Annotated in this window: 14 protein-coding genes and 3 pseudogenes; 7 read left to right on the top strand and 10 right to left on the bottom strand. The window is 69.3% G+C overall.

Annotation, left to right across the window (positions count from 1 at the left end):
• Positions 1-31 precede the first annotated feature (31 nt).
• Together AC0680_RS36395 and AC0680_RS36390 are read right to left on the bottom strand one after the other, a co-directional pair.
• A pseudogene (locus tag AC0680_RS36395) lies at positions 32-1,269 on the bottom strand (IS30 family transposase).
• 175 nt (positions 1,270-1,444) lie between these two features.
• The gene (locus tag AC0680_RS36390) at positions 1,445-3,037 is read right to left on the bottom strand and encodes a hypothetical protein (protein ID WP_478637317.1); all 1,593 of its coding nucleotides are present in this window, start codon (positions 3,035-3,037) and stop codon (positions 1,445-1,447) included.
• A gap of 732 nt (positions 3,038-3,769) precedes the next feature.
• Here AC0680_RS36390 and AC0680_RS36385 point away from each other — a divergent pair.
• From AC0680_RS36385 to AC0680_RS36375, 3 genes are all read left to right on the top strand, one after another.
• On the top strand, positions 3,770-4,114 hold the full coding sequence (locus tag AC0680_RS36385) for a CU044_2847 family protein (RefSeq protein ID WP_478637316.1): 345 nt from the start codon (positions 3,770-3,772) through the stop codon (positions 4,112-4,114).
• A gap of 4 nt (positions 4,115-4,118) precedes the next feature.
• Positions 4,119-8,276: an nSTAND1 domain-containing NTPase gene (locus AC0680_RS36380; RefSeq protein ID WP_478637315.1), complete on the top strand. Its 4,158-nt coding sequence runs from the start codon at positions 4,119-4,121 to the stop codon at positions 8,274-8,276.
• 311 nt (positions 8,277-8,587) lie between these two features.
• On the top strand, positions 8,588-9,085 hold the full coding sequence (locus tag AC0680_RS36375; protein ID WP_478637314.1) for a DUF6328 family protein: 498 nt from the start codon (positions 8,588-8,590) through the stop codon (positions 9,083-9,085).
• Between the two features lie 557 nt (positions 9,086-9,642).
• On the opposite strand, the gene AC0680_RS36370 is transcribed toward AC0680_RS36375, so the two are convergent.
• The 5 genes from AC0680_RS36370 to AC0680_RS36350 all read right to left on the bottom strand — a co-directional run bounded on the left by AC0680_RS36370 (position 9,643) and on the right by AC0680_RS36350 (position 17,292).
• A complete protein-coding gene (locus tag AC0680_RS36370) occupies positions 9,643-10,767 on the bottom strand; it encodes an enolase C-terminal domain-like protein (protein ID WP_478637313.1) in 1,125 nt (374 codons plus the stop codon).
• Between the two features lie 2 nt (positions 10,768-10,769).
• Entirely contained in the window at positions 10,770-12,569 is a 1,800-nt protein-coding gene (locus AC0680_RS36365) for a thiamine pyrophosphate-requiring protein (RefSeq protein ID WP_478637312.1), read from the bottom strand.
• Between the two features lie 20 nt (positions 12,570-12,589).
• The gene (locus tag AC0680_RS36360; RefSeq protein WP_478637311.1) at positions 12,590-15,667 is read right to left on the bottom strand and encodes an FAD-binding and (Fe-S)-binding domain-containing protein; all 3,078 of its coding nucleotides are present in this window, start codon (positions 15,665-15,667) and stop codon (positions 12,590-12,592) included.
• A gap of 583 nt (positions 15,668-16,250) precedes the next feature.
• Positions 16,251-16,667 carry a CBS domain-containing protein gene (locus AC0680_RS36355; RefSeq protein ID WP_478637310.1) on the bottom strand — a complete coding sequence of 139 codons (417 nt, stop codon included), beginning with the start codon at positions 16,665-16,667 and terminating at the stop codon, positions 16,251-16,253.
• A gap of 67 nt (positions 16,668-16,734) precedes the next feature.
• Entirely contained in the window at positions 16,735-17,292 is a 558-nt protein-coding gene (locus AC0680_RS36350; protein WP_478637309.1) for a hemerythrin domain-containing protein, read from the bottom strand.
• 291 nt (positions 17,293-17,583) lie between these two features.
• Here AC0680_RS36350 and AC0680_RS36345 point away from each other — a divergent pair.
• The 4 genes and pseudogenes from AC0680_RS36345 to AC0680_RS36330 form a co-directional block, all read left to right on the top strand.
• Positions 17,584-17,909 (top strand): annotated as a pseudogene (locus AC0680_RS36345) (SAM-dependent methyltransferase); the annotation flags it as partial.
• Positions 17,910-19,181: 1,272 nt separating this feature from the next.
• Positions 19,182-19,406, top strand: a complete 225-nt coding sequence (locus tag AC0680_RS36340; protein WP_468979478.1) for a hypothetical protein — start codon at positions 19,182-19,184, stop codon at positions 19,404-19,406.
• A 3-nt stretch (positions 19,407-19,409) separates the two neighbouring features.
• Positions 19,410-19,634, top strand: a pseudogene (locus AC0680_RS36335) (helix-turn-helix domain-containing protein); the annotation flags it as partial.
• 75 nt (positions 19,635-19,709) lie between these two features.
• A complete protein-coding gene (locus AC0680_RS36330; protein WP_478637332.1) occupies positions 19,710-20,384 on the top strand; it encodes a hypothetical protein in 675 nt (224 codons plus the stop codon).
• A gap of 359 nt (positions 20,385-20,743) precedes the next feature.
• On the opposite strand, the gene AC0680_RS36325 is transcribed toward AC0680_RS36330, so the two are convergent.
• The 3 genes from AC0680_RS36325 to AC0680_RS36315 form a co-directional block, all read right to left on the bottom strand.
• Positions 20,744-21,787 carry a hypothetical protein gene (locus tag AC0680_RS36325; protein ID WP_478637308.1) on the bottom strand — a complete coding sequence of 348 codons (1,044 nt, stop codon included), beginning with the start codon at positions 21,785-21,787 and terminating at the stop codon, positions 20,744-20,746.
• A gap of 47 nt (positions 21,788-21,834) precedes the next feature.
• The gene (locus AC0680_RS36320) at positions 21,835-23,607 is read right to left on the bottom strand and encodes a DNA/RNA non-specific endonuclease (RefSeq protein WP_478637307.1); all 1,773 of its coding nucleotides are present in this window, start codon (positions 23,605-23,607) and stop codon (positions 21,835-21,837) included.
• Positions 23,604-23,941, bottom strand: a 338-nt coding sequence (locus AC0680_RS36315) for a sensor domain-containing protein (RefSeq protein ID WP_478637306.1), incomplete at its 5' end; no start/stop codon positions are given. The genes AC0680_RS36320 and AC0680_RS36315, both read right to left, overlap by 4 nt.

The raw sequence follows: 23,941 nt of genomic DNA, 5'->3' as shown, positions 1-23,941 counted from the left end.
GTAAGGCGAGGCCCCGCCCACATGGGTGGATTCAACAAATCGTCGCAACACGTTGAGTGTTGGGGTTGTTCATCAGGAGGTTGGTGAAGCGCTCGGCTGGGGTGTCCCAGCCGAGCGTCTTCCGGGGCCTTCGGTTCAGCTCGGCGGCAGCGGCGTCCACGTCCGCCCTGGTGTACGCGGACAGATTCGTCCCCTTCGGGAAGTACTGCCGCAGCAGGCCGTTCGTGTTCTCGTTCGTGCCCCGCTGCCAGGGGCTGTGAGGCTCGCAGAAGTAGACCGGGATTCCCGAAGCCGCTGAGAACGCGTAGTGATGCGCCATCTCGGATCCTTGGTCCCAGGTCAGGGATCGTTTGAGGTGGGCCGGGAGGCCGCTGACGACATCGAGGAGCGCTTCCCGGAAGAACCCGGGAGAGGAGCCGTTCGGAAGGTGCACCAGCAGCGTGTAGCGGGTGCTGCGTTCGACGAGAGTGCCGATCGCTGAGCCGTTCTTCATGCCGACGATCAGGTCGCCTTCCCAGTGTCCTGGGACGTTGCGGTCGGCGGCTTCGGCGGGCCGCTGACTAATGAGGATCATCGGGTGAGTGAACCGGGGAGTCCTCTGGTCCGGCCGGCGGCGCCGCTTGCGCATGCTTCGGCCCGTCCGCAGGCGCCGCGAGACCTCTCGCATCAGGCCGCCCTTGGCCTGGGCATATAGGGCTCGGTAGATCGTCTCGTGTGCCAGCTGCATCTCGGGACGGTCCGGGAAGTCCCGACGGAGGATGTGCGCGATCTGCTCGGGGCTCCACTTCTCGTCCAGCCGGGCTTGGACGAAGTCCCGCAGTTCCGAGCAACGGTCGATCTTCCGAGGCTTGGGCCGTGGCAGTCGTGCTTGCGCCCGCTTGTGAGCGGTGAACGGGCGGTACTGGGCCGGATGGTTCGGTCTGGCGTCAGAGCTGCCGTTGCGTCGGATCTCCCGGCTGATCGTCGACGGGCTGCGGTTCAGCTCGCCGGCGATCGCTCGTATCGACTTCCTCTCTCGCCGCAGATCAGCGATGCGCACCCGCTCCTCCTCTGACGGGAAGCGGGCAGAGATCGTGCGTGAGCCGTTTTGTTCCGCGGCCCGCGGATGGAGCTCGAACTCACGCGAGTCACCGACAACCGGCTGGATCGCGGCCCGAACCGTCTTGCGGCCTGCCTTGGTGGTCCTCACGCGTGCACCGCGCCCGCTGGTCCACTCCTGGCCGTTCGACGGTTGATGCCGACGATGCGGCTGGCCTCTCTGATACTCACGCCTTCGTGTATCAGTTCGAGGAACCTCTGCTTGACCTCGGGGGGCACCCTCTTGCCGTTCGGGCGCCCCCCGACAGTGCTTCTGTTGTCCTTCATCGCCCACCCGGACGTCGAGTGTTGCGACGTTCATTAGAACCCGAGATGCGGGCGGGGCCGATCAGGCCGGGAACGCGCTCTACCGGTAGACGGAGCCGATGTTCTTGGAGCGGTCGACGGCGACGCACTGGGTGCGGACACGGGAGCCGGTGGCCGTCAGCGTCAGGTCGTTGGCGTTGCCGCAGTTGTTGTTCTGCCGGCCTTCCTGCGCGGTGTTCTGCTGGAACAGCCCTGCCAGGGCGGAGCCTCCTTCGGCTTCGGCGCCGTCGTTGATCTCCGCGGTGCGCGCACGCTTGGAGCGGTCGACCGTCGCACACTTGGTATTCACATCGGAGCCCGTCAAGCGCAGAGCCGTGTTGTTGACGTTGCCGCAGTTGTTGTTCTGCCGCCCTTCCTGGGCGGTGTTCTGCTGGATCCCGACGGCGGTGAGGCTGGATCCACCGTGGGCGTGGGCGCCACGGCCCTTGGTCAGCGTGCGATGACTACGGGAGCGGTCCAGGTTGGCGCAATGGTTCTCGGCCCGTCCCCCGAGGACGTCGATGCTCGCGGCGTCGGACGTGGCGCAGTTGTTGTTCTGCCGCCCTTCCTGCGCGGTGTTCTGCTGGAACGTGGCGATGGGGGCGGTGCCGCCGGTGGTGTGGGCGCCGCCGCCCTTGGTCACGGCGTGCTTGGTGCGCGAGCGGTCCCGGTTGACGCAATCGCCCTCGGCCCGTCCCCCGGTCACGGTGAGGACCGTGCCGTTGAGGCCGGTGCAGTTGTTGTTCTGCCGGCCCTCCTGCGCGGCGTTCTGGTGGAAGACTTGCGCGGCGCCGGAGCCACCTGTGGTGTGGGCGCCGCGCCCCTTGGTCAGCGTGTGCTTGTTGCGCGAGCCGTCGAGGTTGGCGCAACGGCCTTCGGCCCGACCGCCGGACACGATGATGTCCGTGTCGTTGACGTCGGCGCAGTTGTTGTTCTGTCGACCCTCCTGTGCGGTGTTCTGCCGGAAGGAGCCGAAGTCGCCGCCGGAGCCGCCGGTGGTGTGGGCGCCGCCGCCCTTGGTCACGGCGTGCTTGTTGCGCGAGCCGTCCCGGTTGACGCAGTGACCCTTGGCCCCGCCGGTCACGGGAAGAGAGACCCAGTTGAGGTCGGCGCAGGTGTTGTTCTGCCGGCCCTCCTGCGCGGTGTTCTGGTCGAACACGCCCGCGATGGCGGAGCCGCCGGTGGTGTGGGCGCCGCGGCCCTTGGCCAGCGTGTGATGGTTGCGGGAGCGGTCCAGATCGGCGCAGTGTCCCTCGGCCCGGCCGCCGGTCAGGGTGATGTCCGTGAAGTTGGCGTTGGCGCAGTTGTTGTTCTGCCGGCCCTTCTGCGCGGTGTTCTGCTGGACCGCGGAGACGCCGGAGCCGCCGGTGGCGTGCGCGCCGCCCCCCTTGGTCACGGCGTGCTTGTTGAAGGAGGCGTCGCCGACCACACAGCGGCCGTCCGTACGGCCTCCCGCCAGCACGGCTTCAGTCACGCCGAAGGGCAAGCCGTTCCAGTGGGAGCAGTTGTTGTTCTGCCGGTGCCCCTGCGCGGTGTTCTGCTCCAATACGTCCAGCGCGGCGGAGCCGCCGAGGGCAGTGGCCTCGCGACCGTGACCATGGCCGTGACCCTCGGCGAAGGCGATCCCCAAGCCGGTGGACGCCCAGCTGCTCACCGCCAAGACCACCAGTGCGGCCCTTCCAACCCTTCGCAAGCGCACAATTCCTCCCGGAATGAATCGAAATCTCCTACAACCTCCCTTCAACGACCTTTCGATCGCCGGTGACACGGCATCACCCCGTACCTCCCCCGGACAGCTCACCGCCCACTTGATCGGGGCGTGCGCCACAGCGGCCATTTGCTCGATGAACGAGCGTTCCCAGTTCCGCGACTTCCGCTCGCCCTTCGTGACACGGGACTGGCCACCAGATGTCCGCGGTCAGCCGCCGGCTTCGCACGTACGGTCCGCTCCGCATGCGGGAGCTGCCGGATTCGATGATGATCAAGGCAGGTGGCGCCGGTACGCCTCTGTGCCCAGTGACGGCTCCCGTTTGTGGTGGTGCTGCTGTCGCCGACCGGAACGGCATGGAATGCCGTGTTTATGGGCTGCCGATGAAAGGACAGGTTCATGAGCATCTGGGTGGCGCCTCGGTGCGTTGGCCGCTGGGCCGGAGCTGGCGCTGGTGTAGGGGGCTGACGGAGACTCGCGGGGCCCAGCCCGTGTCATTCGCCCTGTGGAGATGCTGGCGCGCGGAACGCCGAGGCCATGGCCTTGCATGTCCAGCGCATGGACTACGGCGGCGCCCGCACCGTTGACCGGGGCTGAACTCGCCGCGACGGCGAATCGGCACCAGCGGCAGCCTGCTCGTCAGCGCCGCCTGCGATCACGATGAGTGAAGGAGGAATCGTGCCACCTCTGGCCCGGATTTCGTTGGAAGGTGGCGGCTCCCTTCTGGTCGAGGCTCCAGCCGCGCTGGAGGGGCCGGTGAAGGCAGGTCGCGTGGGCGATGCCATTCACGACCTCCCGGGCAGTCTGAAAGAGGCCTTGGGCTCAGTCACTGACGCGGCGCGCGCCACACTCGATCAGCTGCGCAAGGCCGGCCCCGACGGGATCGCGGTCGAGTTCGGAGTCGACCTTGCGGTCGAGGCTGGAGCCGTGATCACCAAGAGCAGCGCCAACTGTCACCTGAAGGTAACGATGACCTGGAAGAAGAACGGACCCGGTCATCCCGGCGCAGAGTACTCAGGGTGATTCAGTGGATGTCACCGGCAAGGGTTCAAACAGCGACCACGTCTCGGGGCTGCTTCCTGCCGTGGCCCAGGTGCTCGGACCGGACGGTCAGGTGGCCGGGGCCGGCTTCCTGGTAGCCGAGGGCATCCTGGTCACCTGTGCACACGTCGTACGCGCTGCTGGTGTCGAGCCCGGCGAGAGCGTGCAGTTGACTTTCCCGTACGGGGACGGCGCACGCGAGGTGGAGGGACTCGTCCTGGCCGAGCCGTGGCGCGACCCAGACAGTGAAGACGTGGCCATCGTCCGCCTGAGCGGTACCTCGGCGGCTATGAAGGCGTTGCCGTTGGGCTCCGCGGCAGGCTGCCGGGGCCACCAAGTGCGCTCGTTCGGGTTTCCCGCCCAGGCCCCAGCAGGCGGGCACTTCGGCTTCGGTGTGGCCGGACATCTGCTGCCGGCCACCGGGAGCGCGGGCATTCATCTGCAGCTGACCGCTGCCAACGATTTGACCACCGGGTTCAGCGGCGGGCCGGTCATCGACGAGGTGACCGGCCTGGTCATCGGCATGGTCACCGAGATCACAGCCCCCGACGAGTATGAAAGGGGGCAGGGGATCGCCTATGTCACACCTACGCAGGTACTGCGGGAGGTCTGGCCTGAGCTGACCGAGCGGGAGGTGTGCCCCTACAGAGGACTGGAGCCGTTCACCGCAGAACAAGCCCAGTGGTTCGAGGGCCGGAAGGACGCGGTCAGGCAGGTGCTGGCGAACCTGGCCCAGCAGCAGCGGGTCACGCTGCTGCTCGGGCCCTCCGGTTCAGGGAAATCGTCCTTGATCCAGGCCGGTGTCCTGCCCGCGCTGGCTGCCGGCGAGCTGCCGGGCAGCGACAGGTGGTTGCCCGTGCTTGCGCGGCCGCGGCAGGACCTGCTGGCCGAACTCGAACGCGCCGGGCTGACCGGAGCCGGCAGCGACGGAATCGCTACGGCCGTCGCCCGCAAACTCGCGGTCGAACCCACCTGTCAGCGCGTCCTACTGATCATCGACCAGTTCGAAGAGCTCTTCACCCAGACTTCCACCAACTCGGAGCGGGAGCGGCGGCTGGCCGCCACGGACCAGATCACCGCCGCGGTCAGATCGGACGTCGAACTCAGCGTGATCCTGATCATGCGCGACGACTTCTACCCCCAGCAAGCTGCCCTGGCCCCCAAGCTGCTGGGAGCCGCGATGCCGGGACTCCTCAACATGCCGGGCGCCCTGAGTCAGGACGACCTGCATGACATCATCACACTGCCCGCCCAGAACGTGGGCGACCACTTCGAGCACGGCCTGCCCGAGCAAATCATCACTGACGTCCTGGCCACCACCCCCGAGGGAGCCACGGCCCGGCAGGCACCCGTCACCGCCTTGCCCCTCCTGGAGCTGACGCTGAGCCAGCTGTGGCAAAGGCGCCACGACGGATACCTCACCCACAACGCCTACCGGCGCATTGGCGGAGTCACCGGCAGTCTGACCACGTGGTGCGACACCGCCCTCAACCAGCTACCGCCCGGCCACCGTCCCATCGCACAGCGCATCCTGACCTCCCTGGTACGACCCGCCGACCCCAGCCACCACATCCCCGCCATTCGCGCACAGGTCCCCCTGCAAGAACTACGCGAACTGGCAGCCGACCTCAGCGGCGGGCCGGACGTCGACAGTGCCGTCGACGATGTCCTCGCCGCCCTCACCAGTCACCGCATCATCACCACCCACACACCCCGCGTCTCCCTGCTCCGCAACACCCCTCCCGCGTTGCCGGTAGCCGAACTGATCCATGACGCGCTGATCCGCGACTGGGGCACACTGCGCGAATGGGTCAGTCAAGATCATCGCTTCCAGGAGTGGCTCGACCACACCCGCACACGGCGCGCCCGCTGGGCTGACGGGAACGATCCTGGAGACCTGCTCGCGGGAACAGCACTTGCAGAGGGCCTCGAATGGTCACAGCAACGCCGCCTGCCGGGCGACATTGCCGCCTTCCTCACCGCCAGCCGGCAACGCCAGCAGGCCGTCATCCGGCGCAGCAGACGCCTCAACACGATCCTGGCCGCCCTGCTCGTCCTCGCACTCGTCGCCGCGGGCGGAGCCGTCTGGCAGTGGCGGACAGCCGTCGCCCAAAGGGAGGCGGACCTGTCCCGTCAGCTCGCCGACCAGTCCGGCCGGCTCATCGGCGCAAACCCCGACCTCGCCGCGCTCCTGGCCGTCCAGGCCTACCGCACCAGCCACACTCCCGAGTCCATCGAAAGCCTGGTGAGTGCCGCTGCCCTCCCGTTGCAGCGGCGTCTGGTGGGCCACAGCGGCGGGGTGAACCGGGCGGTATTCAGCCCGGACGGCCGCACCGTCGCCACCGGCAGTCGCGACCACACCGCGGGGCTGTGGGACGTGGCCACCGGCAAGCGCCGCGCCACCTTGACCGGGCACACCAATGAAGTGGGGTCGGTGGCGTTCAGCCCCGACGGACGTACCCTCGCCACCGGCAGCAGCGACGCCACCGTGCGGCTGTGGGACGTGGCCACCGGCAAACACCGCGCCACCTTGAGAGGCCACACCAACGCGGTGTTCTGGGTGGCGTTCAGCCCCGACGGACGCACCCTCGCCACCAGCGGCGGCGACAAGACCGCACGGCTGTGGAACACGGACACCGGCAAGCACCGCGCCACCCTGAAAGGCCACACCGGTTCGGTGGACTCGGTGGGGTTCAGCCCGGACGGCCGCACGCTCGCCACCGGCAGTCGCGACCACACCGCGCGGCTGTGGGACACGGACACCGGCAAGCACCGCACCACCTTGAGAGGCCACACCGACTCGGTGTTCTCGGTGGCGTTCAGCCCCGACCGACACACCCTCGCCACCGGCAGCGGCGACACCACCGTGCGGCTGTGGGACATGGCCGCCGGCAAGCACCGCGCGACCTTGAGAGGCCACACCGACTCGGTGTTCTCGGTGGGGTTCAGCCCGGACGGACGTACCCTCGCCACCGGCAGCGGCGATGCCACCGTGCGACTGTGGGACATGTCAACCGGCAAGTACCGCACCACTTTGGCCGGCCACACCGACAGTGTGGCCTCGGTGGCGTTCAGCCCGGACGGGCTCTCCCTGGCCTCCGGCAGCGTCGATGCCACCGTGCGGCTGTGGAACATGGCCACCGGCACCACCCGTACCACGTTGGCCGGCCACACCGACGTGGTGCGGTCGGTGGCGTTCAGTCCCGACGGACGCACCCTCGCCACCGGGGGCCGCGACAAGACCGTGCGGCTGTGGAACGCGGCCACCGGCAAGCACCGCGCCACTCTGAGAGGCCACACCGGCTGGGTGTATTCGGTGGCGTTCAGTCCCGACGGACGCACCCTCGCCACCGGCAGCACGGACCAGACCGTGCGGCTGTGGAACGCGGCCACCGGCAAGCACCGCGCCACCCTGAAAGGCCACACCAGCACGGTGGCCTCGGTGGCGTTCAGCCCCGACGGACGCACCCTCGCCACCGGCAGTACCGACAGCACCGCCCGGCTGTGGGACCTGGCCACCGGCAAGCACCGCACCATCCTGACCAGCCGTCCGTACGCGATGACCTCGGTGGCGTTCAGTCCCGACGGACGCACCCTCGCCGTTGGCAGCACCGACGAGACCGCCCGGCTGTGGGACCTGGCCACCGGCAAGAACCGCGCCACCCTGAAAGGCCACACCCACTCGGTGGACTCGGTGGCGTTCAGCCCCGACCGACACACCCTCGCCACCGGCAGCCGCGACAACACCGCCCGGCTGTGGGACACGGACACCGGCAAGCACCGCACCACATTGACAGACCACACAGGGTGGGTGTTGTCCGTGGCGTTCAGCCCGGACGGACGCACCCTCGCCACCGGCAGCCTCGACAGAACCGTGCGGCTGTGGAACGCCGACACCGGCAAGCACCGCGTCACTTTGGCCGGCCCCACCGACATGGTGACCTCGGTGGCGTTCAGCCCCGACGGACGCACCCTCGCCACCGGCAGCGTCGACCACAGCGCGCGACTATGGGATGTCGCCCTCCCCCCACCTGCCGCAGCGATCCAAAGGATCTGTCGGACCATCAACCGAGACCTCACCCCGCAGGAACGGGCAGCGTATTTGCCCGGCCAGTCGGTCGACCCTGTGTGTCCGACTGGCTGAAGCAACAGCACGCCGATGCATCAGTCCCGTAAAGGGGGCACACAAGGTGCCCCAGGGCTCCACCACGGGCCAGCCTTATGAAGAGGCCAAGACGAAAGACATCGGCGGCCGCTCCCATATGAACAAGGAAGAGCTCCCAAGGGCCGTCGCCCGCTGAACCGACGTCGTCCCCCGTCCGGGCTCCACACGAGGGGCCCATACGGGCCTACGGGCTCGAAGGCCGGCGATACTCACATAACCGGTGCGTCGACTGTCTCGCACCGGGGCGGGAGGTCGGGCGCATTGATGTGCCCAGGAACTCGGAGGACACAATGAACTCGCTGGAGCGACAGCAGACATCTGACGGGCGGAATGAGTCGGCGGAGGAGCGTGCAGACCGACGTTGGAACGAGTTGTTGCAGGAAGTCCGGGTAACCCAGACCGGTGTGCAGATCCTCTTCGGGTTTCTGCTCACCGTCGTCTTTACGCCCCGCTTCGCCACGCTCGGCCAAACGGACAAGCTCATCTACGTGATCACTGTCCTCCTCGGTGCCGCCACCACCGGCGCGCTCATCGGTCCCGTCACGCTCCACCGATTGGTCACCGGGCGCAGGATCAAGCCTGAAACTGTCCTCTGGGCCTCACGGCTGACAGTTATGGGCGTCGTGTTGCTGCTGGCAACCGTCGTTTCGGTGCTGCTTCTCATCCTGCGCGTGGCCATGCACAACAGCGCCGTCCCCTGGCTCGTCGCGGGGATCTTCGCCTGGCTCCTTCTCTGCTGGTTCGCCCTGCCCACCTGGGCCCTCCACCGGCATGCACGCCATAAGTGAGCCGCTGTCCGCGGACGCACCCGCAGCGCGGGGTGGCAAGAGGCCGCCCGGCGGCGGGCGAGCCCGCTGGCGAATCTGCCGACCGCAGCCGGTGCCGTAAGCTCGACGACGGCCCCCTGCTGTCACGATGCGGGGTGCATCGCTTCGGTCGTGCCTGCCCCTGTGTCGTGCGCCGGTTGCGGCGCCCGGCCTTCCGGGCGCGATGTCCGGGAGGGCACTGAGCCGACGGAGCCGCTTGGGTGATCGGTCTGCACGGGTCGTCGGGGGAGCGCTGCCAGTGGCCGTGCGGGTGCAAGGCGGGCTTTTCGGTGTCGGCGAGGAGGGCGTCCGCCAAGCCGGACCAGTCACGGGCGGCCGGGCCGCGGGGGGCTGCGCCGGCCAGACGGCGCAGCCCGGCGGCGCAGATCAGGCGGCTGTGTGTCCAGTCCCGGTTGCCCAGTTCCCAGATTCCGGCGTCCGGTTCCCGCCACCGTCGCCGGACGGTGTCCGCGGCGATGCGGGCGGCCGCCCAGCCATCGTCGTCGGGCCGGTGGTCGGTGCTCATAGCCGCCGCGTCCTCAGCCGATGCGGTAGAGATCGGCGCGGTCGGCGCGCAGTGTGAGCCCATGGCCGGGTGACCGGCCATCGCCCGGCCGTACGGTTCCACCTGCCGGGTCCAGAACGCCGTCGAAGAGCAGGTTCTCGATGCGCACATGGTCGTGGAACCACTCCAGGTGCCGCAGATTGGGTACGGACGCCGCCGCATGGGCGTGCGCATGCGGCGCGCAGTGCCCGGAGACCTCAAGACCGGCCGCCTCGGCCAGCGCCGCCGCGCGTAGCCAGACGGTCAGGCCGCCGCAGCGGGTGGCGTCTGCCTGAAGGCAGTCCACGGCGCCGGCCTGGAGGAGGTGCCAGAAGTACGGCAGGGTGTAGCCGTACTCCCCGGCCGTCACCTCGGCCGCGACGCCGGCCCGGACCTGTGCCAGACCGGCCCGATCGTCGGAGGAGACCGGCTCCTCGAACCAGGTGACGCCGTGCGCGTCGAGGTGGGGCCCGAGCCGGATGGCCTGTTTGCGGGTGAAGGCGCCGTTGGCGTCGACATAGAGTTCGGTGGCATCGCCGATGCTCTGGCGGGCGAGCGCGATGCGCCGCCGGTCCCGTTGTTCCGCGGCTCCCCAGGACTCGCCGATCTTGATCTTGACGCGCGGAATGCCCTGGTCCGCGACCCAGGTGCGCAGCTGTCGGTCCTGCTGCTGGTCGTCGTAGGTGGTGAAGCCGCCGCTGCCGTACACCGGCACCTCGGTGCCGCTCGCCCCGAGCAGTCCGACGAGCGGCACTTCCAGCAGCCGCGCCTTGAGGTCCCACAGCGCGATGTCGACGGCCGACAGGGCACCGGCGACCAGGCCGGGCCGGCCGGCGTTACGCACGGCCCGGGACATCGCCTCGTTGGCGCCGGGTACCTCCAGCGCGCAGCGGTCGGTGACGATGTCGGCCAGCTGCTCATCGATGACCTGGGCGGTGGCCGCGGCCCCGTAGGTGTAGCCCAGGCCCGTCGTGTCTCCGGACCGGACCTGCGCCATGACCATCGTGGTGGAGTCCCAGGCCAGCGTGCCGTCGCCCTCGGGTGCGTCGGTGGGGACCCGGTAGACGGAGGTGGCGACCGAGTCGATGACGGGGTCGGTGCCCCGGGCGTGGTGCCGCACCGTCAGTCCTGGTGGTGCTTCCGGCCCGGGAGGAACTCCTGGACCTTGGCCTTCAAGCCCTGCTTGACCATCGCCGCTCGGTCGCTGTCGCCCTTGAGGACGGCGAGGGCCGCGGCCTCGATCTGGTCGAGGGTGGCATGCGGCGGAATCGGCGGCACGGCCGGGTCGGTGCGGAAGTCGATGACGAACGGCCGGTCGGCGGCGAGGGCCTGGCGCCAGGCGTCCTCGACCTCGCCGGGCTTCTCCACTCGGACCCCGCCGAGCCCGATGGACCGGGCGAAATCGGCGTAGGGCACGTCCGGGATCGCCTGCGAGGCGAGGAACTGCGGGGCGCCGGCCATCGCACGCATCTCCCACGTCACCTGGTTGAGGTCCTGGTTGTTCAGGACGGCGACGATGAGTCGCGGGTCGCTCCACTCCTGCCAGTACTTGGCCGCGGTGATGAGCTCGGCCATGCCGTTCATCTGCATGGCGCCGTCCCCGACGAGGGCCAGTGCCGGGCGGTCGGGGTGGGCGAACTTCGCGCCGATGACGTACGGCACGCCCGGGCCCATGGTGGCGAGCGTTCCGGACAGTGAACCCCGCATCGTGCCGCGCATCCGCAGATGCCGTGCGTACCAGTTGGCGGCCGAGCCGGAGTCCGCGGCCAGGATGACATCGTCCGGCAGCAGCGGATCCAGCGCGTGCACGACGTACTCCGGGTTGATCGGATCGGCTTCCACGGCGGCCCGCCGCTCCATCACCTCCCACCAGCGTGCGGTGTCCTTCTCGATCTTCTTCCGCCAGTTGCCGTGCTTCTTGCGCTCGAGCTGAGGGATCAACCGCCGCAGCGTCGCCCGCGCGTCCCCGACGAGATTGACCTCGAAGGGATAGCGCATCCCGACCATGTGCGGGTCGATCTCGATCTGGACCGCCCGCGCCTGGTCGAGCTCCGGCATGAACTGGGTGTAGGGGAAGCTGGATCCGATGACCAGCAGGGTGTCGCAGCCCTGCATCAGCTCGTAGGAGGGACGGGTCCCCAGCAGGCCGATCGCGCCGGTGACATACGGAAGGTCGTCGGGGAGCGCGTCCTTGCCCAGCAGTGCCTTGGCCACTCCCGCGCCGAGCACCTCGGCGGCCTGCTCCACCTCGGGACGCGCCCCGCGGGCGCCCTGCCCGATCAGGATGGCGACCTTCTCCCCGGAGTTGAGCACCTCGGCCGCGCGGGCGAGGTCGTCCCCGGTCGGGACCGGCGCGTACGAGGCGATCCCGAGGCTGGAGGGGACCATCTTGAAGGCGTGCGTCGGCGGCGAGTAGTCCAGTTCCTGGACGTCCGCCGGGACGATCACCGCCGTCACCGTCCGCCGGCCGTAGGCGGTGCGGATCGCCCGGTCGATGGCGTTCGGCAGTTGCTCGGGGACGGTCACCATCTCGCAGAAGTCGGAGGCGACGTCCTTGTACAGGCTCTGCAGGTCGACTTCCTGCTGGTAGGAGCCGCCCATGGCGCTGCGGTTGGTCTGCCCGACGATCGCCACGACGGGTACGTGGTCGAGCTTTGCGTCGTAGAGGCCGTTGAGCAGATGGATCGCACCGGGCCCGGACGTGGCCGCGCAGACGCCGACCCTGCCGGAGAACTTGGCATACCCGACGGCCTGGAAGGCGGCCATCTCCTCGTGCCGCGCCTGGACGAACTTCGGCTTGTTGTCGGCGCGTTCCCAGGCGGCGAGCAGCCCGTTGATGCCGTCCCCGGCATAGGCGAAGACATGCTCGACGTCCCATTCGCGCAGCCGCTGGAGGATGTGGTCGGAGACCTGGGTCGACACTGAAGCTCCTTCTCATCTGGTCAGGTGCGTCGTCGCAGCAGCGCCGCGCCCGCCACGCCCGCCGCCGCTCCCACGGCGGCGAGAGCTGCCGCGGTGACCAGGCGGGCGTCGCGGACATCGGGCTCTGGACGGTCGGCGAGCCGTTCGGGATGGTGGGCGGGGACGGGGCCGTCGAGGGCGAGCGCCAGCACCTCAGCCAGGTGTAGCGCGGCCCGGCCGGTACGGCCGTGCGAGATCTGCGTACGGCAGCTGAAGCCGTCGGCCAGGACCAACGCACCGGGCGAAGCCTCGCGCACGGCGGGGAGTACGCCCAGCTCGCCGATGTCCATCGACAGCTCGTAGTGGCCGCGTTCGAAGCCGAAGTTGCCCGCCAGGCCGCAGCAGCCGGCGTCCAGCACCTCGGGCTCCAGGCCGGCCCGGCGCATCAGCTCCCGGTCGGCGTCGTCCTTCAGTACCGCATGCTGGTGGCAGTGGGGCTGGACGACCGCGGTCCGGGCCGCCTGCGGCGGCCGCCACCCGTCGGGGGCATGATGGACGAGCTGCTCGGCCAGCGTGCGGAACTGCCCGGCCAGCCGTTGGACGTCCAGGTCTCCGGGGAACAGCTCCGGCGCATCGGCGCGGAAGACCGCGGTGCACGACGGCTCAAGCCCGATGACCGGCGTGCCCGCATCCAGCCATGGGCGCAGCGCCTCGACGGACCGGCGCAGCACCCGCTTCGCCGTCCGTAGCTGCCCGGTGGAAATCCACGTCAGTCCACAGCACACGCTCGGGTCGGGGACGGCGATCCGGAAGCCGGCGTCCTCCAGGACGCGCACCGCCGACTTCGCGACGTTCGGATGGAGATGGTTGCTGAACGTGTCCGGCCAGAGCACCACCGTCCGGGGATCCGCGGGGTCCGGCTGCGGCAATCCCCGGGCCCGGAACCACTCGGCGAAGCTCTGCCGGGCGAAGGCCGGCGCCTCCCGCTCGGCGGCCACGCCCGCTGCTCTCTTGCCCAGCCGCGCCAGCCCCGGCGCGTGCAGTGCCGCATTGACCAGGCGCGGCGACATCCGGGCCAGACGGGCCCACAACGGCAGCCAGCCCAGTGCGTAGTGTGCGGCCGGGCGCAGCCGGCGGGCGTAGTGGTGAGAGAGGAACTCCGCCTTGTACGTCGCCATGTCGACACCGGTCGGGCAGTCGGACTTGCAGCCCTTGCACGCCAGACACAGATCCAGCGCGTCGCGCACCTCCGTCGAGCGCCAGCCGTCGGTGACAGCCGAATCGGGGTGGCCGTCAAGCATCTCGAACAGGAGCCGCGCCCGCCCCCGGGTCGAATGCTCCTCCTCACCGGTGGCCCGGTAGGACGGGCACATCACCCCGCCGCTGTGGGACCGGCAGTTGCCGATCCCGACGCAGCGCAGCACCGCGCGGCGGAAGGAGTGCTCGTCCTCGGGGTAACCGAAGTGCGTGGCGGGCGCCGCAGGCCGCCAGGAAGCCCCCAGCCGGAGCCCCTCATCGACTCGCCGTGGGGTGGCGACCTTGCCGGGGTTCATCCGGTCGTTCGGATCGAACAGTGCCTTGAACTCCCTGAACGCGGTCACCAGACGCTCCCCGAACATCTTCGGCAGCAACTCGCCGCGCGCCTGTCCGTCGCCGTGCTCGCCGGAGAGCGACCCGCCGTACGACACCACCAGGTCGGCGGCGCGCAGCAGGAACCGGCGGAAATCCGCCACGCCGGCCACGCTCTTCAGGTCGAAGGGGATACGGGTGTGCACACAGCCCTGACCGAAGTGACCGTAGAGGGAGGGGTGGTCGTAGCCGAACTCGCCGAAGAGCCTTTTCAGGTCGCGAAGATAAGCCCCGAGCCGCTCCGGAGGAACGGCCGAGTCCTCCCAGCCCTCCCAGGTCTCGCGGTCATCCGGTGGCCGGGCGGTCACCCCCAGGCCCGCCTCGCGTGCCCTGAGCATCTGTTGCTCGCGCTGCGGATCGTCGGAGAAGACCACCGATGGGTCGTCCTCCTCTCGTCCCAGCGCCTGCAGCATCTCGAGACCCTGCCGGTCGACTTCCGCCATGGTCTCGCCGCTGAACTGCACCAGCAGCCAGCTGTCGCCCTCCGGGAGCCGCTCCAGGGAGTCCAGGTAGGCACCTTCCTCGTGCATGAGCTGCGCCATCCGTCCGTCCAGCGCCTCCAGCTGCGTGGGGCTGCACAGCTCGAGCAGGCGCGGCACCTCGTCCGCGGCGGCACAGATGTCGGGGTAGCCGAGCACGACCATCGACTCGCACGCGGGCACCGGTACGAGATCGAGCTCGGCCCGCAGCACGGTGACGAGCGTGCCCTCGCTGCCCACCAGGGCGCGGGCGAGATCGAAGCCGTTCTCCGGCAGCAGCGCGTCCAGGTTGTAGCCCGACACCCGCCGCGGAATCTTCGGAAAGCCTCGGCGGACGTCACCCCGGTAGCGGTCGATGAGCTCGCGCGCCCCCGCATACAGCTCCGCACGACGGCCCCCGGAGGCCACCGCCCGGTCGTACTCCTCGTCCGAGGTCGGCCCCACCCACATCCGGACGCCGTCGTAGGTGAGAATCTCCAGCCGCCGCACATTGTCGACGGTCTTGCCGTACGCCTGCGCCGACGCGCCGCACGAATTGTTGCCGATCATTCCGCCCAGCGAACAGTGGCTGTGCGTCGATGGCTTCGGCCCGAACTTCAGCTCGTAGGAAGCAAGTTGACGATTGAGCTCGTCCAGGACGATTCCCGGCTCGACCACACAGGTGCGTCGTTCGGCATCCACCGAAATCAGGCGGCTGCAGTACTTCGTCCAGTCGATGACAACGGCGGTATTGGTGCACTGCCCGCCCAAGCTCGTCCCGCCCCCGCGGGAGAGGACCGGCGCCCCGAACTCCGCACACACCGCGACCGCGGCCGCCCCGGCCTCGACGCTCCTGGGCAACACCACGCCGATCGGCACCTGCCGGTAGTTCGAACCGTCGGTCGAGTAGGCGCCCCGGCTCCCGGCGTCGAAGCGGACCTCGCCGTCGACCCGCTCCCGCAGGGTCCGCAGCAAAGCCTTCGTGGACAGCCCGGACGCTCCGCCTTGCGTGGTGCCCGCGCCGAGTCCCATCACCACACCTCCCAGCACAATCGGCCTGCGGCCGTCACGGCCACAGAACACGGGTTCCCCTAAGGGGGGTGCGCTAACGCGGTGCTCAGCGGGGATTGCGCCAGGTGGAGCCGTGAGGTCGGCAAGATGCCCTGCCCGCCCCGGCTCCTTGTCGGTCTCGGACTGCGTCGTCCCCTAGCCGTTGCAGGGGCAGCCCCTCGATGACCTCGTTCTCCTCCAGCTCTGCGCAGACTCTGGTCCTGCTTCCCTTTCCGATCGGGGCACCACTGTCCATCCCGGCCGCTGATCGTCCGCCGGGCCGGGTTCATCGCATCGGTCAGCGGCCGGCGGCCCGTCGCAATGGCTCCTTGTTCGTGTGGGAGCGGCTCTCGACGTTCATCTTCTCGGTCTCCCCGTAGAGAGTTGATCGCGGGTTGGTCCGCCTGGCCCCCTTCGCTCCCCGCCTCCCTGTGGGGCCGGCTTCGGACCGCGCGTCGAGGTCTTGCTGGCGGACTCCGCCTCGCCGGAGCGAGCGTGGGGATACACGGCCACGTTCGGGTGCACCCGATCAGCTGGCCGCCGGGCGGAACCGCGATTGTGCCGGTCAGTCGGTGGAGAGGACTTCGAGAAGGTCGCCGACCTGGGGGTTGGGCAGGGCGCGGGCGACGTCGGCCAGTGCCACCATGCCGACCAGGCGGTGGCCGTCGATGACGGGCAGGCGGCGGACCTTGTGGCGGGCCATGGTCGCGAAGATCTCGTCTGCGTCGTCGTCGGCACCGATGGTGACCGCCTCGCCCTGGGCGAGTTCACCGGCCTTGGTCTGCTGCGGGTCGCGGCCTTTGCCCAGCACCTTGACGGTGATGTCCCGGTCGGTCAGCACACCTTTGAGCTTGTCGTCCGTACCGCAGATCGGCAGGGCGCCCACTCCCATGTCGGTGAGCTTGCGGGCGGCGTCCAGGACGCTGTCTTCGGCCCCGATGCACTCCGCGCCGGGTGTCATGATGTCGCGTGCCATAGGCATGATCATTTCTCCTTTCGCATGGGTAGGGATCGGTTGAGAGGGGGAGGGGGAACCGTCAGGTGGGCGACTACTCGCCGCGGCCGCTGACGTAGTCACGCACGCGGTCGACCAGCCCCATCCCCGGCGCGAGCAGCTTGTTGGCCGGCGGCGTACTGGGGGCGGCCGGGTGGGGCCGGGTGGGGGCGGTCTTCTTCGCCTGGCGGATCTTGTTGCCCAGCTCCTCCAGCACATAGGGGTGGACGCCGTTGCGGAGCTGGATGAAGAGGTTGTTCTCCTCGTCATCGACATGCGCGGTCACTTCGACGCGCAGCTCGCGCACCAGCCGGTCGAAGTCCGTGTCCGTGGCCTCACGCTGCTGGAGGTCGTTGAGCAGCTGCTCGACGCGGGCGTGGTCTTCGAGCTCCTTGTCCGCCAGGGCATCACCCTCCTCCAGATGCTCGCGCACCGCGGGGTAGAGGTGCTGCTCCTCGGCGACGGAGTGCCGAACGAGTTCGATCGTCAACGCATCCATCAGTCGCTTACGGTCCTCCCCACCGGGAGGAGCGTCATCGAACTGCTCGAAGAGGTCATCGACCTCACGGTGGTCGGTGGTCAGCTCCGCAATCACATCGCCGCCATGCCCCACGGCACACCGCCTCTCAGATGCGGCAGCCGGCCTCTCCGACTGCCGCATCACGGGTTCCCGGACAGAGGTCGCATTAACGCCGCTGTGGACGTAATTGCCCCGCCTGCTTATGGGGTGGGCGTGGAGTCCACACTTCCGGCGCAGAAGGCGGGACGGGTGCGGTGTGTTATGCGCCGTCCGGGCTGCCCGCACTTGCCGGCGGCCCCGTCCCCCCGGGGGAGCCGTTGCCTTCACAGGCGGAGCCGACGTCGCCGCCTCCCTGTCCGCCCTCGGGCCTCCTATCGAGCAGTAGTGGGGTGGGCCACGGCGGTAGGGGTGGCCAGGGCGCGGGCGCTGGAGACCGAGCGGGAGAACGCGCCGTTCCGCGACCCACTGGCACAGGCCTTCGCCGCCGCCGGCGGCCTGTGGCCTCCTCGCCGCCGCTGCCCGATGACGAGGCCGGGCGACGCCGCCGGCTGGCCGTGTCGTTCTCCATCGTCATCAGGACGAAGTTCCTCGACGAGCTGTTGCAGCAGGCCTCCGCGTCCGGGGTCCGGCAGGTCGTGCTGCTCGGCGCCGGCATGGACAGCCGGGCCTTCCGGATGGACTGTCCCGAGGGCACCTGGCTGTTCGAGGTCGGCAAGATCCCCACGCGATCTGGCCGTACCACCTCTACGGCGCCATCCGCACCGCGCTGCGCACAGTCGACGACCACGTCGAGGACCGCTGGACCCCCGCCGACTGGCACCAGGCCGCCGAACGCGCCTGGCCGCCCTGGGCCAGCACTGGCCAGACGCCCACGCCCTCGCCTCCAGCCGGACGCTCCTCATCGCGCGCCTGCGCCAGGGTCTGTGCCTGGCCCGCGGCCACCACCTGGACAACCTCGACTGGCTCACCGACGCCGCCTTCGCCTACGTCAGCGACTCCGTCTGGGAACCCCTCGCCCCACCCACCCACGCCTCCCGTACGCGGCGCCGTCAGCGACCTCACCGCCACTATCGACCGCCTGCGGAGGCAACCGCGAACGGCGACTTCGCCTACTACGTCGACATCGCCACCGCCATGGGCGACCTGCCCCAGCCCAGTGGAGGCGCCGTTCAGTGGCTTGACGAAGCACACACCATCTGGAGCGCTGGCACGCCCTGGTCACCGCCCGCCAAGTCCACCTGCGCAGCATCCGGTAGCGGCTGCCGGGACCGGTAGCTTTGACCCCGACAGACCAGCCGAGATGACGCTCGTCTCCCCGAGGTCAGTGGAAACAATTGTTTCCACCAAGGCCCGGGCAGTCGGCGCTCACTGCGTTCGCATACAACGAGGGCGCGCAGGCACCTTGGTGCGCTGGAGACTCACCTGCCCTTCGGCGCTCATAGCGGCGGCCGAGCTGACGCCTGGCGAACTGGAGCAGGCCGGTGTCCTTGGCACCCGACGGGTCCGGCTCGCACACTGCGGAGGGGTCGGCTGCGATGTCACCGACCCCTCGGCGCCATGTCGGTATCGGTATGGACCGACGATCGCGGGGGCCCTCGCGGCAACGCGGCCACCCGCAGCAATGTCCCGAAGTCGTAGGGGAGCCCACGGGTCGACGGGATGAAACACCACGCTTTTGACACCTGGTGTGTAACCAGAATCGGCAGTACCGCATGGGTACACAACCGCGATTGAGACGGAATCGACGCAACCCTCAGGTGGTCCCGGCGCTGACCTGCGAAATTCATGCATGCAAGGGTCCGGATCCGCAGTGTCCAGTCTGAGACAGGGATGGGCCTATACCCCGTCGTAGGCCAGGGATGGGTCAGGAAGGCCTGCAGGGTGCGCCAACATCGTGGGTGCAAGGTCACTCGCATAGGCGACGGCAACCGCCTGTGTGCAGGGACCAGTTGGGGAGCCCAAAAATCGAATGGGAGAGAACTATGTCTCACACCGCACGCGCCGCCTGCGTGGTGCCCGGCGAGCGGCCGCTGACCGGGCCGGAGGCCACGGTCGTCGTGGTCGTCCTGATCCTGGCCGTGCTGCTCGCCCTCGCGGGGATGCCGGCCTTGTCCGTCCTGGTGCTGCTCGCCGAGACGCTGGACACAGGGTTCCGCCTGGTCCGCCGGGCACGCTCCGGCAAGCGCACCGTGACGGCGGAGGGCTGACCTATGGGACGACGGGAGAACCCCATCGCCCCGTGTGAACGAGAGCTGGAGAAGCTGGCCCGCTGTCTGCGGGCCCAGCGCGCCCGGGCGGGCTTGAACTACCAGCAGCTTGCCGCGCGTTCCGGGTGCAGCGCCTCAACGCTGATCCGGGCCGTGTCTGGAGAACAGGTGCCAAAGCTCAAGACCGTCCGGGCGTACGCCGTGGCCTGCGGAACTGACCCCGGAGAGGCCGAGCGGCTGTGGAAGCGTGCCCGCTACCGTGCTGTCCGTGGCTGTGATGGGCCCGTTCCGCATCCTCGGTATGTGCGCAACTTCGCGGAACTGCGTGCGGCGTTGGTCGACCTCTACCAGAAGGACGGCGCCCGGCCGTACCGGGAGCTGGAGACCGCCAGCGGTGGCGTCCTGGCCCACGCCACCGTCGGGCGGTTCCTCCGCCAGGAAGGCGGCCGCCCCACCGTCCAGTTCGTCCTCGCGTTTGCCCAGACCTGCGGAGTAAAGGGAGTGGCGCTGCGGGAATGGGAACGGGCCTGGGGCCGTGCGGAGGAAGACCGCCTGGGCGGTGCCCCGGCGGTTGTCACACGGCGCTCGAGCGTCTCTGCAGTCGTCGGTGTGGACGGCCGCACGGGGTGGTTCCACTCCGACCCCGAGCGCACTCCGGATGGACAGGAGATCCGGCGGCTCACGCCCGCCGGAGCGCGGGCAGAGCACCGCGGGAGTTCCCGGTCCTGCAGCGCCTGCACCTCCATCACCTGGCCTTCTGCCTTGAGCCCAGAAGAGCTGCATGCGGCCCGGACCCTGCTCCGCGCGCGACGGTCGACCCAGTCCAAGCGGGCCCCCTGGGCGGACACCGTTGCCGGGCTGGAGGTGACCTCTGAGGCCGGTGGCGGGTGGGAGGGCTGGGCGGCCGCCGGCAGGCCCGGTCCGAACCGGCGCGCACGCAGGTCGCCACAGCGTCCCGCCCCTGGCACGTTGTTCTGACGGGGTTACGTGTCACGGTCCTGCTCGGCTTCCGCTTCGCCCAGCGCTTCAGCGACCTGCCCGACGGCGAGGGGCCGGCCATCGGATACGGGCCGCGGAGACCGTGGCATGCAACAAGGTCAACCTGAGGCGGATCGAAACGCACTGGCCGGATGTCCTTCGTCTCCGGGGCGGCGACGATATCGCGCAGCGGGCGGGGCGGGCCGCATACCGGCGGGAGCCCTGGTCTTCTCGTCGCCGGCCTCGACCAGTTCGTTCACCAGCTTCGCGGCGACGCGGTAGCCCTGCCCTTCGTCGCGCCTTGCCAGCGCCAGGCTGTCGCACTCGTGCGGCAACCCATCGGTACTGTACGGCGACGGCTACTGCACCAGGGCGGTGTGCGGGTGCTCCGGAGACGCGGGGCAGGCGTAGATCTGCTGGTTGTAAGCGTCGCCGATGGTGACCTGGGTCGGGGTCGTCGGATCCGGGGGGCCGGCATCTGGAGACGAGGCGGCCGCCGCCTGGTCTTCTAGGGGCGTCCAGCTGGCGATGCCGGCCTTCTGTTCCCTCGACGCGATGGTCAACATCGGCTCCATCTGGCTGTCGCAGACACGGCAGCGCTGGGTGGTGGGGTCGGTGAAGCTCCAGGGCCCCCAGCCGCCGACCTTCCAGCCGGGCGAGACGGCCAACTCCCTGTCGTAGTACATCTCCTCCATCCCCTCGTAGGCGCTGCCCGGCAGCGCCCCCGCCTTCTGCCGGACACTCCATGCCTCGATCGCCTCGCACAGGTCCGGCTCCAGCTCGACGGTCAGCGGGTACTCGGTGATTTGCTCGGGGGAGAGCAGGCATGGTTCCGGCAGGTAGCCTCTGTGCTGCATCGCGGCGGGCTCCGGCGGCGTGGTGAGGACACCGCCGACCGCGGCCGCGGACCGCCAGAACAGCTCGGTTCTGGGCATGATCTCCCCCGGGTGGTCGAACGGACACCACAGCACCTGGAGCAGGTCCGCCCCTTCGGGCGGGCGCAGGTCAGGAACCTCACGGACGTACAGCTGGGCCACTGGCAGCAACGCGACCGGACCCGCCGGACATGGGTGGCCGGCGTTGATCCGTTCCACCACGGCGCGTTCGTCTGGAGTGTAGAAGCGGTCCTCCGGGGGCCGGCTTGTGGCTGCTGACCGGATCTCGCGCAGCAGCCTGACATCCGCCGGTGAAGTCGCCGGAAGCACCTCCGGCGCCCAGTGCGTGCCCTCGCAGTGCGGCCACGGCTCGGCCGAGGGCCACAGCAGCGGGCCCCCGACCGAGCTGTCCTGGCGGGACGGCGAACCGGGCCGCGGGTGCAGCCGGGTCGCCGTCCGGGCCAACGGGCCCAGCCGTGGGAAGACGGCAGCGACGTTGGCCGGCCGTGGCGGGGTGGTACGGGTCATGCCGAACTCCAGGTGGGTACCGGACTCTCTCGTGCCTCGGACCGGGCTCAGTTCCCCAGGTTGGGCCCGCCGTCGTAGGGGAGGTTCAGCAGGCTCACCTGGTTGAAGACGGGCCACGAGGCCCCGTTGGGCAGCTGAACCTCGGCGCTCACGGTGACACCCTCCGGGATGGTGCTGTCGCCGGTCCGATAGAAGGGAGTCACCACGTAATGGACGGCGGCGTCCTTAGGCAGGCCCTCCACCGCCGACTGGACCGCCATCTCGTAGTGCCGCATGCTCACCCCTTTGATGTTCAGTCCTATTTGCCAGCACGGGACGAGGTTCGACCAGTTCGGCTTGCCTTCGCCGAGTCCGCCGAGGACGTTGGCAATCAGATGGCATCGGGCCAGGTTGCCTTTGGGATACATCTTCCGAGCGTCCTTCCAGCCGGCGATGTTGGCGCCACCAGGCTCGGTCCCCTTCTCCAGGGGGTCCGTCAGGCATGCCTCCGCGGTGGCGGCCCGGGTGCTGGGACGGCTGGACACGGTCAGGTTGTGACGTTTAATGCCCTTGCTGGTGTTCGAGATCCACCCGGTGCCGCTGGTCCTCGCCGTGCCCGGCTTCTTGGTGAGGCAGGCGGCCTTGCCGTTCCGCCGAGGTGGCGGTGTACCAGGCCCGGGGTCCGAGGCTCCCGGTGCCGGAACATCCTGGAGCTCGTCGATGATGAGCTTCACCTCCTGGTTGTAGGCGACGAGCCGACCTTGTTTCGTCAAAGCCCTTTCGAAGGCTTTCTGTCCCGGGCGTTCGGTAGCCCCCGGCGCCTGCACCCGGAGGGCCTTGTAACGCCCGTTGGGCTTGCGGACCAGACCGTCGTACGTGGTGGACGGGCTGCCGAGCTGCGCTGCCTGCGACGCGGGGAGCTGCCGAATCGCTTCAGGCGTCAGATATGCCGTACCCGGGTGCATGTCCACGGTGGTGCCGGTCCGCTGGGCGTACGCCTTCAGAGCGGAGGCCTGCGGCTGCCCGGACGGACTATCGGCGAGGCCGGCTTCCTGGCTCTGCGCCTGGTCGCGGTACTGCGGCGGGCTGGCGGCGTCGCCGCCCTGGTCCATCGTCGCCACCGGGTCCGGCGGATTGGCGTCGAAACTCTGCACGGCCTGGGCCATCTCCTGGAGCAACCGCTGCCCCAGGGCCTGCAGTTGCTGTTCCTTGCTCCGGAGTGCGGCGGCCTTCGCGTCGTGCGCCGAGGTGGCGGCGGTGAGCTCGGACTTCTGAGAGCTGAGTTCGGACCCTTCCTGCCTGAGCTGGCTCTGCTCGCTCTGCAGGCTGCTCTGCATGCTCCGCAGCTGGGCCTGCTCGGCTCTCAGCTGGCTCGCCTCGGCATCGTAGGCGGCGGCCGCGGCGGCCTGCGCGGGCAGCCGGAAGGTGTGCGGCTTACTGTTGTGTGCCCTGACCTTCGCATTCAGGGATGCCGCCCGTGAGGTGAAGTTGCTGGCCTTCTGGTTCACGGAAGTGCTCTTGGAGTTGAGCCTCGACGTGGCGGCGCGCAGGGCCGCGGCCCTTTTTGTGAGCCGCTCTGCCTCGGCGACCACCGCCTTCACCTGCACCGCGAACTCCGCCTCGCGACGGTTGAATTCCTCGACTTCCCGTACGAGAGTCGCCGAAGCGGCCGAGACGTCTCCGGAGGGAACGAGCGGTGCGACGGTGCCCGTCGGCGCCATGGCTGCGGTGGCCGGGGCGGCGGTGCCGACGACCGGCAGGAGCGCCACCAGCACCAGTAAGAGGAAGCGCCGCAGTATGCCTCGGCGGCGAGTAGGAGGCTTGAGCGGGTTCGCGATCATCGGCTCACCTTCTTGGCGAGGTTGTCGGTGAGCTTCGAGACGATCGCCTGGCCGTCACCGGCCTGGCACACCGAGACCTGGATCAGGCTCGTGCCGTTCACCCGGGCCTGGTGGGCGCAGGACCAGTTCGCGTCGGCGTCCTGAGCCGCCGTCCACGCCACGGCGACCTCCGTGGCGGGGTTCGCCTTGTACGTCCACTTCGAGGTACGGCCGGCCGGGTGATAGGGATCCCTGAATTTGGATCTGACCGTAGTTCCGTGAAGCTCATGGCTGGGTGAGGATGCGGGTCCGGAGGAGTTCGAACGAGGCCCGGCCGTACATTGCTCTCTTGAGT

It is taken from the genome of Streptomyces sp. NPDC043738 (assembly GCF_056436545.1).
The sequence above is the reverse complement of the archived record's forward strand: the minus strand, read 5'-3'. Positions and strand labels throughout refer to the sequence as shown.

Bases quoted from the DNA above. Each gene is read 5' to 3' on its own strand.
- AC0680_RS36340 (WP_468979478.1), top strand. From the start codon at position 19,182: ATGTCTCACACCGCACGCGCCGCCTGCGTGGTGCCCGGCGAGCGGCCG.
- AC0680_RS36375 (WP_478637314.1), top strand. From the start codon at position 8,588: ATGAACTCGCTGGAGCGACAGCAGACATCTGACGGGCGGAATGAGTCG.
- AC0680_RS36325 (WP_478637308.1), bottom strand. From the start codon at position 21,787: ATGACCCGTACCACCCCGCCACGGCCGGCCAACGTCGCTGCCGTCTTC.
- AC0680_RS36360 (WP_478637311.1), bottom strand. From the start codon at position 15,667: ATGGGACTCGGCGCGGGCACCACGCAAGGCGGAGCGTCCGGGCTGTCC.
- AC0680_RS36320 (WP_478637307.1), bottom strand. From the start codon at position 23,607: ATGATCGCGAACCCGCTCAAGCCTCCTACTCGCCGCCGAGGCATACTG.
- AC0680_RS36355 (WP_478637310.1), bottom strand. From the start codon at position 16,667: ATGCCTATGGCACGCGACATCATGACACCCGGCGCGGAGTGCATCGGG.